This is a genomic window from Clostridium chromiireducens (assembly GCF_002029255.1).
GTDB lineage: Bacteria > Bacillota > Clostridia > Clostridiales > Clostridiaceae > Clostridium > Clostridium chromiireducens.
Genome location: NZ_MZGT01000012.1, coordinates 63,851 through 81,351 on the forward strand (window position 1 = coordinate 63,851; position 17,501 = coordinate 81,351).

The window sequence follows — 17,501 nt, forward strand, 5'->3', positions numbered from 1 at the left end:
CATTTCAATAATTTAATTCAATAATTTAATTCAATAATTTATCTATATCTATTATCGTAAGAAGTTTATCATCATAATTAAATATACCTTTTATATAAGGTTGCACCTTATTAGTATTTTTATCAACTTTTTGAATATTCTTCTCGTCAATATCTAAAACTTCTTCCACTTCATCTACTGATATTCCTATTTCTTCATCCTCAACTGTCAAAATAATTATGTTGTTTTGTTCCATACCAGGAGTTACATCTAATAACAGATTTATATCAACAAGAGACTTAATGCTTCCACGTAAATTTATTAATCCTTTAATATAACTTGGAGCTTTTGGAACTTTAGTAATTCCCATGGTATCATTGATGCTTTGAACCTTCTCAGTTTCTACAGCAAAATGTTCTTCCCCTAATTTGAATACTACTATTTGCATTTCTTAACCTCCTTACTGGTTAACCTACAACTTTCTTTATAGCTTCCAAAACTCTATCTGCTTGGAACGGTTTTACTATAAAATCTTTTGCTCCTGCTCTTATCGCATCCATAACCATTGATTGTTGCCCCATTGCTGAGCACATAATCACTTTAGCGTCTGGATCGAAAGCCTTTATTTGCTTAACAGCCTCAATACCATCCATATCAGGCATTGTTATATCCATTGTAACAACATCTGGTTTCTCTTTTTTATACATGTCTACTGCTACTATTCCATTATTTGCTTCTCCAACTATTTCAAAGTCATTCTTTTCTAAAATATCCTTTATCATCATTCTCATAAATGCTGCATCATCTACAATTAAAACTCTAGCCATTATTCGTTTACCTCCAAAATTTAATTTATTCCTATAGATTTCAATATTTTTTCTAATGATCCTGGCATAGGGATATAATAAAAATGTCCCCCTATATTTTCTTCTGTATCATCATCTAGAAAAACAGTTTCTATATCTAATATATACTCATCATATTGATTAGATTCTATAAATGTCGTTGTGAGTATTGCGCCTAACATATCATATGAAGTAGCTGGTACTGATGGTGCCATAGCGAGATTAGTTAGTTGTGATATAGAATTCATATAAGATGCCGATATTATATTTGCTACCTCGCATAATACAGAACTCCCCATTTCACTTTCTGGCGATTGTTTACTTCCCACCAATTTCTCTATCATATTTTCTGCTATGGGCTTTTCAAATACAAGAAGAATATTTCCTGAGATATCTCCAAGTACTCGTACAACTGTACCAGCAACTTCAGTTTCTCCATTTTCTTCAACAATATCTTCTAACTTTATGACATTTACCGCTGGTACTGTCATGTCCACTTTTTTCCCTATCATCATGGAAAGAGCAGTTGCTGCATTTCCTGCACCTATGTTAGAGACTTCTTTAAGTGCATCTAATTGTAAAGCGCTTAAATTAGAATACTCCACTTATAACCCTCCTTCAAATTTTATACCCAAATGGGTACCTAACATAATGTCAACTTTCTATTATTTTACAATTTTAAACATATGACATTTTTTAGACTATATTCAGCTCATTGGTGCGAGTTCCCCTTAAGAAGGTAATTTCGACTCATTTCAACTAATTATAACACCTTGTTCTAAAAAATTCACGCTATAATAATGCTCCTATATCTAATATTAGTGTTACTAAACCATTTCCAAGTATAGTTGCACCAATATATTGATCTAAATTCTTAAGCGTTTTACCAAGAGGCTTAATTACGATTTCTTGTTGTCCTAGTAATGAATCGACTAATAAACCTATAGTTTTATCACCTACATTTACTATTATAACAAATTTCTTATCAGTTTCGCTAGCCTCTATATCTAAAGATTCATTTAATCTTATTAGCGGAATTACATTTTCTCGGTAAACTATGACTTCTTTACCATTACTCTTCTTAATATTTTCTTCCCTATAATCTATAACTCTATCAATAAAACCTAAAGATATTGCAAGTGTTTCTTCTCCAACTTTAACAAGTAAGGCTTGTATTATTTGTAGTGTAAGTGGAAGCTTAATTACAAATGATGAACCTTTTCCTTCCTCACTTATTACCTCAACAGTACCACCAAGTGCTGCAATTTTTGTCTTAACAACATCCATTCCAACTCCTCTACCTGATATATCTGTTACTACTTCGTTTGTGCTAAAGCCTTGGGCAAAAATTAAATTCTTAATGTCACTTTCTGACATTCCATCTGTATTAATTCCTTTTTGTTCAGCTTTCGCCTTTACTCTTTCTACATTAATTCCTGCACCATCATCTATTACTTTTATTAAAGCTTTTGTTCCTTCTTGATATGCAACTAATCTAATTGTTCCAACTGGAGGCTTACCTTGAGAAACTCTCTTTTCAACAGATTCTATACCATGGTCTGCTGCATTTCTAAGTAAGTGTATTAATGGTTCTCCAATTTCATCAATAACTGTTCTATCTAATTCTGTATCAGCACCCTCAATGACAAAGTTGATTTCTTTATTTAATTCTACCGATATATCTCTTATCATTCTTGGGAATCTGTTAAATACAGTATCTAATGGTAACATTCTAATCTTCATAACTAAATCTTGAAGATCTGATGTTGTTCTTCCAACTTGTTCTAATGTTTCATTTAATTCTTGCGATTTTTGAACATTTACAATTTGTTCTAGTCTTGTCCTATATATTACAAGCTCAGAAACCATGTTCATTAAATTATCTATTCTTTCCAAATCAACCCTTACAGATTGATGTGCTTTTTTAACTTCTTTCTTTTGAGTTGTTTTCTTAGCTTGTTCTTGTTTAGGTTCAACTTTTGGAACCACTGGAGCTTCTACTGAAACTTTAGGCTCAATTTTTTCTTCTATCTTAAGTTCTGCTTGTTTAATTACCACTGGATTTTGTTCTACTTCCTTTGGTGCCAAATCGACATTTTCAAATTCAATCAATGCAGCTTCAACTTTTGATACTTCAGAAATACCATTTACAACAGATAATATTTCATCTACAGTATTTTTAGTTACTAATACAAATTTCAACTCAAAATCGAATTCTTCATTCTCAATTTCCTGAGTTGATGGTTCTGATTTTAATATTTCTCCATGATCTTCAAGATCCTTAACAATCAAGAATGCTCTTGCTGATTTTAATAGAGTATTTTCACTTAGTGTCACTTTAATTTCAATAGAGTTAAATCCTTTTTCTTTTGCTTGTTTAATTACAGACGCATCATATTGATTTAAATCTAAATCAAAATCATCCTTAGCGATTAAATTACTACTATCTTTTAATTTAACTTGAGTTTCTTCTTGTACATCATTTTGATTACCATTGTTTTTTATATCCGCCAATGCTCTAATAATATTATCTATTTCGACTTTTTCTTCTGATCCTTCTTGAACGTTATCTACCATCTTCTCTAAGGTATCAAGACAATCAAATAATACTGTTACTACCCCTTGAGTTACTTTTAGTTTTCCTTCTCTAAATTCAGCTAGTACATCCTCCATTTTATGTGTAAGTTCAGCAAGGTCTGTAAATCCCATTGTTGCTGCCATCCCCTTAATTGTATGGGCAACTCTAAATATTTCATTTACCTTATCTGTATCATCTGGATTTTGTTCTAAATCTAATAGTGATGCATTCAACGTTTGTAGATTTTCTAATGATTCCTCTAAAAACATTGACATATATTGAGATGTATCCATCTTTGTTCCTCCTTTATACTTTTTTATAAATAAAGGTCGATGCTTTTTCAAAGCCATAATCTCTATAATTATAAATGCTTTCTGTAGCTCCTACAAATAAAAGTCCACCTTTTTTTAATGAATCGCTAAATCTTTTGTAAATATCTTGCTTTACATCATTGTTAAAATAAATAACAACATTTCTACACACAATTAAATCAAAGTTATTTTCGTATCTATCTAAAATTAAATCATGTTTCTTAAATGTTACCATATTCTTGACTTTAGATTCGATATAATATTTATCGTCCTTTATTTTAAAATATTTACTCAAATCTGAATTATTTACGCCTTTCATTTCATTTTGCGAATATTCACCAAGTTTTGCTCTTGAAAGTATAGTATCATCTATGTCAGTTGCTACTATATTATGTCTTCCATTAGGCGATATTTTATCAAGTATTATTCCCAGTGTATATGGCTCACACCCTATTGAACATGCGGCACTCCATACTTTTACGCTATTATTATTTGGTAATAATTCCTTTACTATTTGTTTTTCTAGATCAGCAAATAACTCAGGGTTTCTAAAAAATTCCGTTACATTTATTGTAATAAAATCCAAAAACTTTTGTTTTTGTTCAGGGTTAGTTTTTATTACTTTCGTATATTCCTCTAATGATTTTATTCCAACTCTTGTCATTAAACTATTAATTCTTCTATTAAGCTGCTCTGGTTTATACGCTGATAAATTTATCCCTAGTTCCTTATGAACCCATCTATGAAATTCATTAAAATCCATGTTTCCTCCTATACCCCTTTTACTATTCGTATTATATTATGAGCAATTTCGTTTAACGGAACTACCAAATCTACTTTTCCAGTTTCAAATGCAGCCTTTGGCATACCATAAATTGTGCAAGTCGATTTATCTTCAGATATTGTTATACCGCCATAATCTTTTATATTGGCAGTTCCATCAGCTCCATCTCTTCCCATTCCAGTTAAGATTGCCGAAACCAAATTACCTCTATATACTTTTATTGCAGAATTGAATAACTTATCTACAGCTGGCCTTACCCCCCAAATAGGTGGCTCTTCATTTAGATGTATTGTATTATTTGAACCAACAGTCATATGCTGACCACCCTTTGCAATGTATATTGTATCATTGCTTATTTTCATACCTTCCGCTGCTTCAATTACCTTCATATTACAGATTTTGTCTAATCTCTCAGAAAAAACTTTTGTAAATCCTTCCGGCATGTGTTGAACCACAAACACCGGTACTCCTAAATTAGCGGGTAATTTAGTTAACACTTCCTGTAATGCCTTAGGCCCTCCAGTAGATGCACCAATAACAACAGCATCTATTTTTTTATTTTTCGGCACAGACACTGGACTATTCAAAATTACCTTTGTATTTCTTTCTGGACTTAAATTATTTGTTGTATAGGCTTTAGGGCTATCTATACTAATGCTTCTTTTTCTCGAACGCACATTACTAGTTATACTTTTTATCTGTTCTATTAAATTATACTGAACTTTCGCTATATCTAATGATATAGCGCCTGAAGGCTTAGTTATAAAACTGATTGCTCCGTTATCAAGACATTCTAAAGTCACTTCCGATCCTTCTGTCGTTGCACTGCTAAGCATTATTATCGGATAACTTTTTCCAAGCTTCTTTAATTCTTTCAGCGTTGCGAGCCCATCTAAGTCCCTCATATGTACATCCAATGTGATAAGGTCTGGAGCGTATTTATCTACCTTTTCAATTAACTCTCTTCCATCTCTAAATTTAGCTACAACTTCAAAATTGCTTTCTGACTCAATCATGTCTGAAATTGCTTTTCTCATAAATGCAGAGTCATCAACAACTATAATTTTTATTTTTTCCACCTAATCACACCTCTCTTTATACTTCTATAATATTATAATTCTATGATACCACAACCCACAACCTTAAGTACTACTTTACCATCACTTGCATAGCCAATCATCGTTCTTCCCTTATTTCCGCCTATTTCTTCAGCAACTATTGGGATAGATTGTTCTTTCAACGCTTTTTTAACCGCCTCACTGTTTCTCTTACCTATATCACTTATTATGCTTTTGTCAGAAAAGTTGAACATAGAAGCTCCTCCTGCAATTTTTGCTATGAGGTTTCTCTTTTTACATCCTTGCTGCTCCATTTTTTCGATTAACATCGGAATAGCTAAATCTGCAAATTTCATGGGGTTTGAATTACTTTTAAATTGAGTACTATCAGGAAGCATTATATGGGCTAATCCTGCGACCTTAACCGTCCTGTCATATAAAGCAATTCCAACACACGATCCTAATCCTATTGTCATTATTGATCCTGGATCTAGTACCAAGTTCAGATCAGCTATTCCAACTTTTATTTCTGTGCTTACCATTTTTACCCCCTAAAAGATATTCTTTTCATCCTCTGATGATAATATCTTTACTAAATCTAATAAAATAACAATATTATCTTCTAATTTAATCAATCCTGCTATATATCTTTTATCTATTGTTGATGTTATTGGAGGTGCTGATTCCATTAACTCACTATTAACATCTCTTACTTCATAAACATTTTCAACTATAATCCCGAATTTATTCTCATCTCTTTTTACAACTATTATTTTTCTATTTTCACTTTGCTTATCTTCTCCAAAGTTGAATTTTTTTGATAAACTTATTATTGGAAGTATACTTTGCTCATAGTTTATTACTCCCTTTACAAAAGCTGGAACATCAGGAAGAACCGTTGGTTCTTGATAACCTAAAATTCTTTCCACTTCTTTTATATCTGTAGCATAATGCTCTCCATTCAATCCGAATATTAACATTTTAATTTCATTGCTAGCCATTACCTTTTTAAACCTCCTATAAAATAAACTTGTCTATTACTATTTCCCCAGTTTTATCTACATATGCTTCTACATTCTTTGATGAAACTTCCAACATAACCTGCTTTTCACCAAAGCAAAAAATTGTATTATTATAAGCTATATCAGCTTTAATACGACCTTTTTTAGATACTTTTAACATAGTATTAACTCCTGCAGTACTTCCCACAGTTTTTAACTTTATCTCAGAGCCTGCAGCTAATACCCCGCCTCTACACACTGCATTATCACTTAAAAATTCTATATTATTCAATGCAGTTATTTCAGATGTATATTGACCTTTTCCTGTTATAAAAACACTTCCTGATGCTTCGATAGTTGAACCTTGTGTATATCCTACATAAACATCAGTTGGAATTACTATCAGTGTTTCAATTTCATCTATTTCCTCTTTCAAAATTTCGTCAAATTCTACTAGTTCTTTATAATCTTTAATTTTCAAAGGTCCAAGTCCCAATAACTTATTTATTATAAATGTTGTTACTTCACTGTGTTGAATTCCCCGAGACATATTATAACTTAAAATATGTCTTGCAATATCAGGAAGTGATTTAAATTTATTTTCTATTAATATTTTAATTATTTCTCCATCATGTCTTTGACCTAATAAATTATTATCTTTAACTTGTTCAGTCGAAGAGGTTAAATCATTAATAATACTTTTAACATTCTGTAAATAATTTAAGTACAGCCTTCTTTCAACATTTTCACTTCCGGCAGTCACAGTTGAATTTAATACATTTCCGAGAATAGTTATTTGACCCGAAGCTCTTAGTATAGCGGATTCTACATTTTTGCCAACATACAATTCATTTCCCGCTCTAACTTCCATCGCTTCTGAAACTACACCTACAATTTCAACATTTCCTACAAAATCTATATTCCCACTTTTCAAGTCAACTTGATCAACCTTATATAGCTTGTTCACAGTAAATGTATTACCTTTAAAATCCGGTTTACCTTCAGAAGTGGCTATAACCTTATCATTCTCAAGTTTACATCCCTCTCCAATTTTCAACGTCAGCTTTTTTGCGGTTTTTTTGGCTATAACCATCCCAAGTATATCTTTTCCATCATTACCTGATTTACCTGGGACTATTTGAGCAATTATATCACCGCTCTTGACATTGGCAATTAAAAATGTATTCCTATAATCAACTTTTCCAACGGACTCATCATAATTTAATTTGTGTGATTCCTTAAATAATAATTCAATTTCATCCGGTATATCGTTTTGAACTGATAACCCTTTCGCTATTAGTACATTTTCAGCATTATGTTGACCACAAATCACTTCGATTTCCTCTTCAATTATTCCATATACAACACCCTTACTTTTCAACAATTCTTTTAACTCTTTTGGAGTATATTGAGGCGGATATTTATCTTCAATTTTTCTCTTTACAAGAATTAAATTCTTGTGATACTCCTGATCTGCCAACTCGTATATATGTTTAGGGGTAGTTTTTATGTTAATATATGCTTCCATTCTGTCATTTGTAATCGATATATCCACACTTCTAACAGGTTCTATTTCTTCAAACTTATATTCTATCTTATCTTCTACTGTTACTGGAGTTATTTGATCGCACTTCTGACCATTAATTAATAAAATTATTCCAGGACTTGTTTTTATTGTGATAATATCATCCTTATTTTTAGGTTCCGTTACTATTATCTTTCCATTCTCTACTTTTGCACCAAATACTTCCTTTTCCACTTCTGAATCTTTTAGGTTATTGACCACTTCTTTTTCATTAGGTTCTATTTTATTCTCATTACTTTCCAAAACTTCTATTTCAATTTTCCTTTTAAAAAACCTTTTTTCTTCCTTTGTCACTTTATATTTTAGATCTTCTTTAGGAATGTTCAATTCAAGAGATGCTTTTTCAAGGCATTCATCTACAGAAGTTGCAGAAAATTTCAAACTCATAAATACTCCCCCTAACCGATACTTCTTACCTTTAAGTATACCACAGCACGGTTTAATTTTATATGAATTATTTATATAAATATATATACTTTTACATGAAAATACAATTTTCTTTATTTTTTACTTTCCTCTATATAATTCATAATTTCTCTGTCATATTCCTCCATTAAGCATCTAATAATTTTATTAGCCGGATCTAATTTTATACTATTTACCGTTTTTATAGGCAATACCTTTGGAGATGTACCTGAAATAAACATTCCATCCAACTTATCAATATCTGTATACTTATACTCTACTTCTTGAACTTGAATTCCAAGCCTTTGGGCTAATTCTATAATTTCTCCTCTAGTAACTCCTGGCAAAACTGCCTTGGTAGGTGATGTCATAAGTATATTATTCTTTATCATAAATATATTAGATTTACTACCTTCTGTTACGTTCCCATTATTATCAATCAATATAGCTTCATAAGCATTATTATCTTTTATTTCTTTATTCACTTTTTCCCTAAAACTATCATTAACTATTTTTGCATTGGGATTTTCTCTTTCTCCAAAGTATAGTATCGTATCCACTCCATTTTTGTACATTTCATCTGTAGGATAAAAATGTTCTATAAAAAATACCTTTAGTTTTTTTTCATTAATTCCATAGGTTATTTTAATATTGCCATTATATTTATTCTCATCTTTTATAACATTTTGTATTTTAGTACTAATTTCTTCATAACTTAACGGAAACTCTTCATTAATTAATTTGAAAGAATTTTTCATTCTTTGTAAATGAGCTTCTAGAAATATAGGTATACCATTTATAACTCTCAATACCTCATAAATTATTTTGTCCTCCATATGAACCTCGCCACCTTTTTAACCTTTAAATAAAATTATTACTAGCTCACTTTTCAATAAATTTATCTTGTTAATTTTGATATGTTATTTCCACTTTAATATCTCAATCTGATGATTTTTTTTATAATTTATTAAATACGGCTTTCCTACCAGGTCTAATAAAGGCTTATCTGATAAGGAATCTGAAAACATATACGATTCTTTAAAATCCACTTCTATTTTTTCATTTTTAATAACTTCCATCAGCCTCCTTACCTTTTCTTGCCCTTTACAATTTTCCCCTTCCATTTTCCTCGTAAAAATACCTTCTTTAAAAGTAAACTTAGTACCTATTATTTTATCTACTTCTTTTATCTTATAAAATTCATTAATATAAAATTCAGGAGATGCTGATATTAAATAAATATCATACCCCTCACTCTTTAGTTTTTTCATCATTGTTAATGCATCTTCGTATAATATTGTCTGCAACTTTTCATCATAAAACTTTTTAACAAGTTCCGCCAAGTCTTTCTCATGAATTTTATCTATAAACTTCAAAAATGTCTCTTTTACCTTTTTCTCATCATATATTTTTATACTATACATAAGTCCAGAGAATACTGCTCTTGGTAAAAATCTAACATTCCTCTTATCATTCTTTATTACATATTTAAATAGTTCCATTAATGTCTCTTTTTTTGTGATAGTATAATCTATATCAAATATAGCAAGTTTCTTCAAAACGCAATACCTACCTTTTAATATTTAATTCTTAACACTTATTACTTAGATTTATGTGGTGACTTACCGAAATTATAAATATTTTTGTTCCGGAAAACTATGAAAATATCGCTGAAGGTTCTAAGTTGCAGGTTGCATCCACTTTAGCATGCTCCAACTTTCAGTTTGACAAGCTAAAGTGGAACAACCTACAACTAAGAACCTTTAACAGCTCATTTTCAAATGTTTTCATCACAAAAATATTTATAATTTCTAGTGAAGATACCATCTTAAAGTTCTAGCAAATTTGTAAATATATTTATCTAATAAGTCAACTGCATAAACTTCATATCTTTAACTATATTATTTGCCATTTCTTTTAAATTATTAAGTGCTTAGAGATAAATATTATTAATATATATTTCGATGTACAATTTTCGTTCAGTAACTCTAATCATTAAAATAAAATCATAGATACCCAAGTTCTTTACTAAGTTTATGCCATACAATACAACCTATACCAGAAAACGACTGTACTCTTTTGTGCAGTGTTACATCTGAGAATATAGCTGTAGGTATTTCTTCAGTAGAAGTTGTTCCATTGTTGCTTGTCATGAGCTCGCTCAGGAACATGCAGCAGTGGGTACAACTTCTACTGATAGAAATCCACAGCTATATTCTCTAGTAACCGAAACAACAGAGTACAGTTGTTTTCGGTTATTTATACACATAAACGTAGTTTCCATCTTGGGTATCTATTCATTAATTACTTAATTTTACTTAAGAATGTTGAGATTCTATCTATTCCATTTTCTATTATATCCATTGATGTTGCATATGATAATCTTATATAATCATCTAAACCAAAACCTGCTCCAGGTATCACTGCAACTTTCTCTTCCTCTAATAATACTCTTGCAAAATCTACTGAATTGTTAATATCTTGATCTTTAAATGTTGTATTTAAATATGCTGATATATTAACCATAACATAGAATGCACCGCTTGGTCTTATAATTGATACTTCATTTAATTTTTCCAATTTATATATCATGAAGTTTCTTCTATTTTCGAATTCCTTAATCATATTATTTAATTCTTCCACTGGACCATTTAATGCTTCTATTGTTGCATATTGTGCTATAGTATTCACATTCGATGTCATATGACTTTGAATGCTAGTCATTAGTTTTGTTATCTCCTCACTCGCTGCAGCATATCCTAATCTCCAACCTGTCATGGCATATGTTTTAGATACACCATTTATTACTATTGTTCTGTTATAAGCATCTTCATTTAAAGCTGCTATGCTTATATGATTTTCTCCATCATATATTAATTTTTCATAAATTTCATCTGATACAATTAAAAGATCATGTTTCTTAGCAAAATTAGCTATTTCCAATAATTCTTCTTCGTGATAAATTGTTCCTGTTGGATTATTAGGACTATTTAATAATAGTGCTTTTGTATTGCTAGTTAAAGCTTTTTCCAAATCTGATATAGTATATTTATAACTGTTTTCTTTTGATGTTTCTACAAATACCGGAACTCCATCTGCTAGCTTTACTAACTCTGGGTAACTAACCCAATATGGTACTGGAACTAATACTTCATCACCCGGATTTAAAGTGGCCATAAAAACATTTGCTAAACTTTGCTTAGCACCTGTTGAAACTGTTATTTGGCTTGGTTTATATTCTAACCCATTATCTGCCTCAAATTTCTTACATATAGTTTGCTTTAACTCTAACAATCCTCCTGCTGGAGTATACTTAGTTTTTCCATCATGCATTGCTTTTATAGCTGCTTGAATTATATTTTCTGGTGTATTAAAATCTGGCTCCCCCGCGCCAAAACTTACTACATCAACACCTTGACTCTTCAACTCATTTGCTTTAGCTGTAATTGCCAAAGTGATTGATGGACTGATATTCCCCGCTTTTTTAGATAACTTCATTGCTTTATTCCCTCCAGTTTAGACATCTTCAAAATAACTTATTAAAAGATTGTACAATACCTTTTATTCATCCAAGGAGACAATGTTTAGTTCTAACAATATCAGAATTAATTCACTTATCAACATAGTATGCCTAAAAAATAAATACCATATTATTATTGTTATTTCTAAGATGCTTTGATACAATTGTATATTCTTGTCACATAATAAAAATATATCATTAATATATTGAATTGTAAACAACGCGAATACATAAGACATGCGAAAAAAAGACTTTAGTAATTAATTACTAAAGTCTTTCATTTTTATTCTTCACCTACTAATTCATCTTGATAGTAAGCTGATACTCTATCAAATTCCTCTTCATCTGGAACTACAAGTTCTTCATCATCTAATCTAAAAAGATAAACTGAATCCTCTGCTGGATTTTGAGCTAAATAATATACTTTTTCTTCATATTCAAACTCATCAATTATTGGACATGTAACTACATTTCCATTTTCATCTTCTAAATCTATAACGAAGTTTTCCTCTTCATTGCATCCACATCCACATTCATGATCACCATCATGATCATGTCCGCAGCCACATTCATGACCTTCACCATGATTATGTCCACCACATCCGCAGCTTTCTTCTTCACTATTACATCCACATTTGTCTAAATCTTTTTCCATTTTTCAACCTCCTTTTGGTTCATAATTAATTTTAACCTTAAAATAATAAAATTACAATGTAATTTTATTGAATGAATGATTAATGATGAATAAAGAATGATTAAGGATGAAATCTCCAAGGAAGATTTCTAAAAAATATATACCTTAAGAAATTACGGAGTAATTTCGTCCTTCATCATTAATCATTCATTTCTTTTACAAGTTTTAATAGATGAAATTAATATACGTTCTAATTATAGACACTTATTTTTTATATCACATTTATTTACTTCTATGTATCCTGATTTTTCTAAAAGTATTATCCAACATTCTGTTTCAGCCGCCTCTTTTAATGCAATATACATTTTAGCAATAAAATCAGCCTTACTGATTGCATAATTAGCTTCATTATCTAATCCTTCAATGAAAGTTTTAGTATTTTTCATTAATTATATACATAATAAAAATATACTATTCAAAACTCTATAGAAGTTTTTTCGTTCATCATTCATCAAAAAAAGAAGCCACCGTAGTGACTTCTTTCTTTTTGCGCAAATTTAGTTATTTATATTTTTTTAATTACTATTGTTGATTAGCTAATTTCTTGTATCCTTCTAATCTTTCCATAGCATCTTGTTTAGTCTTTTCAAATAAAGCGTCTGCTGCTTCTGGGAATGCCTTAGCAAGTGAAGAGTATCTAACTTCTCCCATTAAGAATTCCTTAAAGTCTGCTGTTGGTTCTTTAGAATCTAATACAAATGGATTCTTTCCAGCTTCTTTTAATTCTGGGTTGAATCTGTACATTTGCCAGTATCCACATGCAGTAGCTCTCTTAGCTTCTTCTTGGCTGTTACCCATACCAATTCTTAATCCATGGTTGATACATGGAGCATAAGCTATTATTAATGATGGTCCTTTGTATGCTTCAGCTTCTGCAAGAGCTTTCATAACTTGGTTCTTATCAGCACCCATGTTAATTTGAGCTACATATACATAACCATAACTCATAGCCATCATACCAAGATCTTTCTTCTTAGTCTTCTTACCACTTGCAGCAAACTTAGCGATTGCAGCAGTTGGAGTAGATTTAGATGATTGACCTCCTGTGTTTGAGTAAACTTCTGTATCTACTACTAATATATTTACATCTTCTCCTGAAGCTAATACATGGTCAACTCCACCGTATCCGATATCGTAAGCCCATCCGTCTCCCCCGAAGATCCATTGTGATCTCTTAACGAAGTAGTCTTTTTCTGCTAATATTTCGTTAGCTAATTCAGTGTTAGAAGCTTCTAAAGCAGCTGTTAATTTATCAGCTCTTTCTCTAGTTCCTTCACCTTCATCAACGTTATCTAACCATTCTTGTAATTCAGCGCTTGCAGCATCTCCTGCAGCTATAGCAGCTTTAGCTTTTTCTGCAATTCTTTCTCTTATAGCCTTAACTCCTAAGAACATACCTAATCCATATTCAGCATTATCTTCGAATAATGAGTTAGCCCAAGCTGGACCGTGTCCACATTTATTCTTAGTGTATGGAGTTGAAGGAGCAGATCCTCCCCAGATTGATGTACATCCAGTTGCATTAGCAACCATCATTCTATCACCAACTAATTGAGTTATAGCTTTAACATATGGAGTTTCTCCACAACCTGCACAAGCTCCTGAGAACTCAAGTAATGGTTGTTCAAATTGGCTACCTTTAACTGTCTTCTTATTCATTGGGTTCTTCTTAGTTGACACTTCATAGAATAAGTAATCAAAAACTTCTACTTGGTCATGTTGAGATTCTTGTGGTTTCATAACTAGTGCTTTTCCTGGTGCTGGACATATTTGAGCACAGTTTCCACAACCTGAACAATCAAGTGGTGTTATACCCATAGTGTATAATAATGGTTCTTCAGTCTTTAATCCCTTAGCAGCTACAATTTTAGCAGCATCTGGAGCAGCATTCTTTTCTGCTTCAGTTAATAAGAATGGTCTTATAGCAGCATGTGGACATACCATTGAACATTGGTTACATTGAATACATTTTTCTGCATCCCATTCAGGAACATTTACTGCAATTCCTCTCTTTTCGAAAGCTGCAGTACCATTTTCAAAAGTACCATCTTCCATACCTGCAAATGCTGAAACTGGAAGTTGATCTCCTTCTTGTCTGTTCATTGGAATAACTATATCTTTAACGAATTTAGTAGCATGTTTAATTTCTACTTCTTCTTCATCTTGAGCTGTCTTCCAAGCTTCTGGAATATTTATTGCAACAATTGATTCAACACCCTTATCTATAGCAGCATTGTTCATGTTAACAACTTTTTCACCCTTCTTACCATAAGAAGATACAACTGAATCTTTTAAGTGCTTAATAGCATCTTCAACTGGAATAACGTTAGCAAGCTTAAAGAAAGCTGATTGCATTATCATGTTGATTCTTCCACCAAGACCTATTTCTTGAGCAATTCCTACTGCATTTAAAATATAGAACTTAATGTCGTTGTTTGCTAAGAATCTCTTATATGCTGCAGGTAATTTTTCTTCTAACTCTTCTGGAGTCCAGATAGTATTTAATAAGAAAGTTGAACCTGGTTTTAATCCATCAAGTACATTGTATTTGTGGATGTATGATTGGTTAGAACATGAAACAAAGTCTGCTTTGTTTATTAAGTATGGTGACTTAATTGCTTTCTTACCAAATCTTAAGTGAGATACTGTAATTCCTCCTGATTTCTTTGAATCATAGAAGAAGTATGCTTGAGCATACATGTCTGTATTATCTCCAATAATCTTGATTGCACTCTTGTTAGCTCCAACAGTACCATCTGATCCTAATCCCCAGAACTTACAAGATGTAGTTCCTTCTGGAGTAGCATCTATATCTTCAGTTACTTCTAATGAAGTATTTGTAACGTCATCATTGATTCCTAATGTAAATCCATTTTTTGGTGCATCTTGTGCTAAGTTAGCATAAACTGCAGCAATATGTCCTGGATTTGGATCTTTTGAACCTAAACCGAATCTACCACCAACAATTACTGGTACATCAGCTTGACCGAAGAATGCATTTCTTACATCTAAGTATAATGGTTCTCCAGCAGATCCTGGTTCCTTAGTTCTATCTAAAACAGCGATTTTCTTAGCTGTCTTTGGAATAGCTGCTAATAATCTTTCATTTGAGAATGGTCTGAATAATCTTACTTTAACAACACCAACTTTTTGTCCGTTAGCATTTAAGTAATCTATAGTTTCTTCACAAACGTCAGTAGCTGAACCCATAGCTATGATTACTCTATCAGCATCTGGTGCTCCATAGTAATCGAAACAGTGGTATTCTCTACCTGTTAATTTAGTGATTTCAGCCATATAACTTTCAACTGTTTCTGGTAATTCATCGTAGAATTTATTTACAGATTCTCTTTCTTGGAAATAGATATCTGCATTTTGAGCAGTTCCTCTAGTTACAGGATGATTTGGGTTTAATGCTCTTTCTCTGAAAGCTTTAACTGAATCCCAATCAAGTAAACTTGCTAATTCATCATATTCTAAAACTTCAATTTTTTGAACTTCGTGAGAAGTTCTGAATCCATCAAAGAAGTTTAAGAATGGAATTCTTGTTTTAATAGCAGTTAAATGAGCAACTGCTGCTAAGTCCATAACTTCTTGAACTGAACCTTCTGCAAGCATTGCAAAACCAGTTTGTCTTGCTGCCATAACGTCTTGGTGATCTCCAAATATGTTTAATGCAGAAGTAGCTAATGCTCTAGCTGATACATGGAATACTCCTGGTAACATTTCACCAGAAATTTTGTACATGTTTGGTATCATTAATAATAAACCTTGTGAAGCTGTATAAGTAGTAGTTAATGCTCCAGCTTGTAAAGATCCGTGAACTGCACCAGCTGCTCCAGCTTCTGATTGCATTTCCATAACTTTAACAGGTTGTCCAAATATATTTTTTCTTCCTTGTGCTACCCATTCATCTACATGTTCTGCCATAGGTGATGATGGTGTAATTGGGAATATTGCAGAAACTTCAGTAAATGCATAAGATATATGAGCTGCTGCAGTATTACCATCCATAGTTTTCATTTTTCTCATCGCGTTGACCCCTCTTTCTAATTTAAAACTTAAATTTTGAATAATTTAAATTTTTTTATATAAGTAAGTCTATAAGACCACCTAATAAACACACAAAATATTAGCTAATCAAAGCTACATTCCAACTTTACACACAAAAACTAATTTAACCTTACATAATTTAGCCAATCACTAGTTAGCTAAATCTTTTCCTAATTTCTTAATAAGGTTTGTCTGTTTTTTAGTTGGTGAATCTTTAACTGCTAAATCTCCCATTACATTAAAGCCATAAGATGTCATTTCATCTTTCCATATTTTCATAAAAGTGTCTTCAATCCATCCATAGGTTGCAAATAAAATACAGTTTTTCTTCTTATTATCTTTACTGTAATCCTTCAACTGTTCCAGAAATGGTTTCATTTCTAATTGTTCTATTTTAGCGGCATCTACTGCAGGACTTCCAAATGCAACAGAATCAGCTTCTAAAACATCTTCTATCGTAGCATCCGCAACGTGCTTTATACGCACTTCTGCACCTTGCTCTCTAGCACCATCTGCCATAGTATTTGCAAGAGCCTCTATATTTCCTCCACAACTCCAATAAATGATTGAAACTTTTTTCATTGAAATAGCACCTCATCTTCTTGTTAAATAATTAACTTATGTTTTCACTAAAAAGAACTTACCCTTTTATTATATCTCACATATTTTTTTTTGCAAGATTTGATTG

General features: G+C 31.5%; 17 protein-coding genes. All 17 read right to left on the bottom strand.

Features of this window, described 5'->3' with window-relative positions; all coding sequences use genetic code 11:
- Positions 1 to 25 precede the first annotated feature (25 nt).
- Positions 26 to 427 (bottom strand): chemotaxis protein CheW, encoded by a 402-nt coding sequence (locus CLCHR_RS05860; RefSeq protein WP_079438768.1) that lies wholly within the window; start codon positions 425 to 427, stop codon positions 26 to 28.
- Between the two features lie 19 nt (positions 428 to 446).
- Positions 447 to 806 (bottom strand): response regulator, encoded by a 360-nt coding sequence (locus CLCHR_RS05865; RefSeq protein ID WP_079438769.1) that lies wholly within the window; start codon positions 804 to 806, stop codon positions 447 to 449.
- Positions 807 to 826: 20 nt separating this feature from the next.
- Entirely contained in the window at positions 827 to 1,429 is a 603-nt protein-coding gene (locus CLCHR_RS05870) for a chemotaxis protein CheC (protein ID WP_079438770.1), read from the bottom strand.
- A 187-nt stretch (positions 1,430 to 1,616) separates the two neighbouring features.
- On the bottom strand, positions 1,617 to 3,695 hold the full coding sequence (locus tag CLCHR_RS05875) for a chemotaxis protein CheA (protein ID WP_079438771.1): 2,079 nt from the start codon (positions 3,693 to 3,695) through the stop codon (positions 1,617 to 1,619).
- A 13-nt stretch (positions 3,696 to 3,708) separates the two neighbouring features.
- Positions 3,709 to 4,476: a CheR family methyltransferase gene (locus CLCHR_RS05880; protein ID WP_079438772.1), complete on the bottom strand. Its 768-nt coding sequence runs from the start codon at positions 4,474 to 4,476 to the stop codon at positions 3,709 to 3,711.
- Between the two features lie 8 nt (positions 4,477 to 4,484).
- Entirely contained in the window at positions 4,485 to 5,576 is a 1,092-nt protein-coding gene (locus CLCHR_RS05885) for a protein-glutamate methylesterase/protein-glutamine glutaminase (protein ID WP_079438773.1), read from the bottom strand.
- Positions 5,577 to 5,608: 32 nt separating this feature from the next.
- Positions 5,609 to 6,097 carry a chemotaxis protein CheD gene (locus CLCHR_RS05890; RefSeq protein WP_079438774.1) on the bottom strand — a complete coding sequence of 163 codons (489 nt, stop codon included), beginning with the start codon at positions 6,095 to 6,097 and terminating at the stop codon, positions 5,609 to 5,611.
- Between the two features lie 9 nt (positions 6,098 to 6,106).
- On the bottom strand, positions 6,107 to 6,556 hold the full coding sequence (locus CLCHR_RS05895) for a chemotaxis protein CheW (protein WP_079438775.1): 450 nt from the start codon (positions 6,554 to 6,556) through the stop codon (positions 6,107 to 6,109).
- A gap of 16 nt (positions 6,557 to 6,572) precedes the next feature.
- The gene (locus tag CLCHR_RS05900) at positions 6,573 to 8,528 is read right to left on the bottom strand and encodes a flagellar assembly protein A (RefSeq protein ID WP_079438776.1); all 1,956 of its coding nucleotides are present in this window, start codon (positions 8,526 to 8,528) and stop codon (positions 6,573 to 6,575) included.
- 113 nt (positions 8,529 to 8,641) lie between these two features.
- Positions 8,642 to 9,382, bottom strand: coding sequence for an aminotransferase class IV (locus CLCHR_RS05905; protein ID WP_079438777.1), 741 nt, complete (start codon positions 9,380 to 9,382; stop codon positions 8,642 to 8,644).
- 84 nt (positions 9,383 to 9,466) lie between these two features.
- Positions 9,467 to 10,105, bottom strand: a complete 639-nt coding sequence (locus tag CLCHR_RS05910; protein ID WP_079438778.1) for an HAD-IB family hydrolase — start codon at positions 10,103 to 10,105, stop codon at positions 9,467 to 9,469.
- A 447-nt stretch (positions 10,106 to 10,552) separates the two neighbouring features.
- Positions 10,553 to 10,699, bottom strand: coding sequence for a hypothetical protein (locus CLCHR_RS24710; protein ID WP_169896766.1), 147 nt, complete (start codon positions 10,697 to 10,699; stop codon positions 10,553 to 10,555).
- A 151-nt stretch (positions 10,700 to 10,850) separates the two neighbouring features.
- Positions 10,851 to 12,044 carry a pyridoxal phosphate-dependent aminotransferase gene (locus CLCHR_RS05915; protein ID WP_079438779.1) on the bottom strand — a complete coding sequence of 398 codons (1,194 nt, stop codon included), beginning with the start codon at positions 12,042 to 12,044 and terminating at the stop codon, positions 10,851 to 10,853.
- A gap of 305 nt (positions 12,045 to 12,349) precedes the next feature.
- Positions 12,350 to 12,721 (bottom strand): DUF1292 domain-containing protein, encoded by a 372-nt coding sequence (locus CLCHR_RS05920; RefSeq protein ID WP_079438780.1) that lies wholly within the window; start codon positions 12,719 to 12,721, stop codon positions 12,350 to 12,352.
- Between the two features lie 233 nt (positions 12,722 to 12,954).
- On the bottom strand, positions 12,955 to 13,146 hold the full coding sequence (locus CLCHR_RS05925; RefSeq protein ID WP_079438781.1) for a four helix bundle protein: 192 nt from the start codon (positions 13,144 to 13,146) through the stop codon (positions 12,955 to 12,957).
- Positions 13,147 to 13,282: 136 nt separating this feature from the next.
- A complete protein-coding gene (nifJ, locus tag CLCHR_RS05930; RefSeq protein ID WP_079438782.1) occupies positions 13,283 to 16,792 on the bottom strand; it encodes a pyruvate:ferredoxin (flavodoxin) oxidoreductase in 3,510 nt (1,169 codons plus the stop codon).
- 171 nt (positions 16,793 to 16,963) lie between these two features.
- A complete protein-coding gene (locus tag CLCHR_RS05935; RefSeq protein WP_079438783.1) occupies positions 16,964 to 17,395 on the bottom strand; it encodes a flavodoxin domain-containing protein in 432 nt (143 codons plus the stop codon).
- Positions 17,396 to 17,501 lie beyond the last annotated feature (106 nt).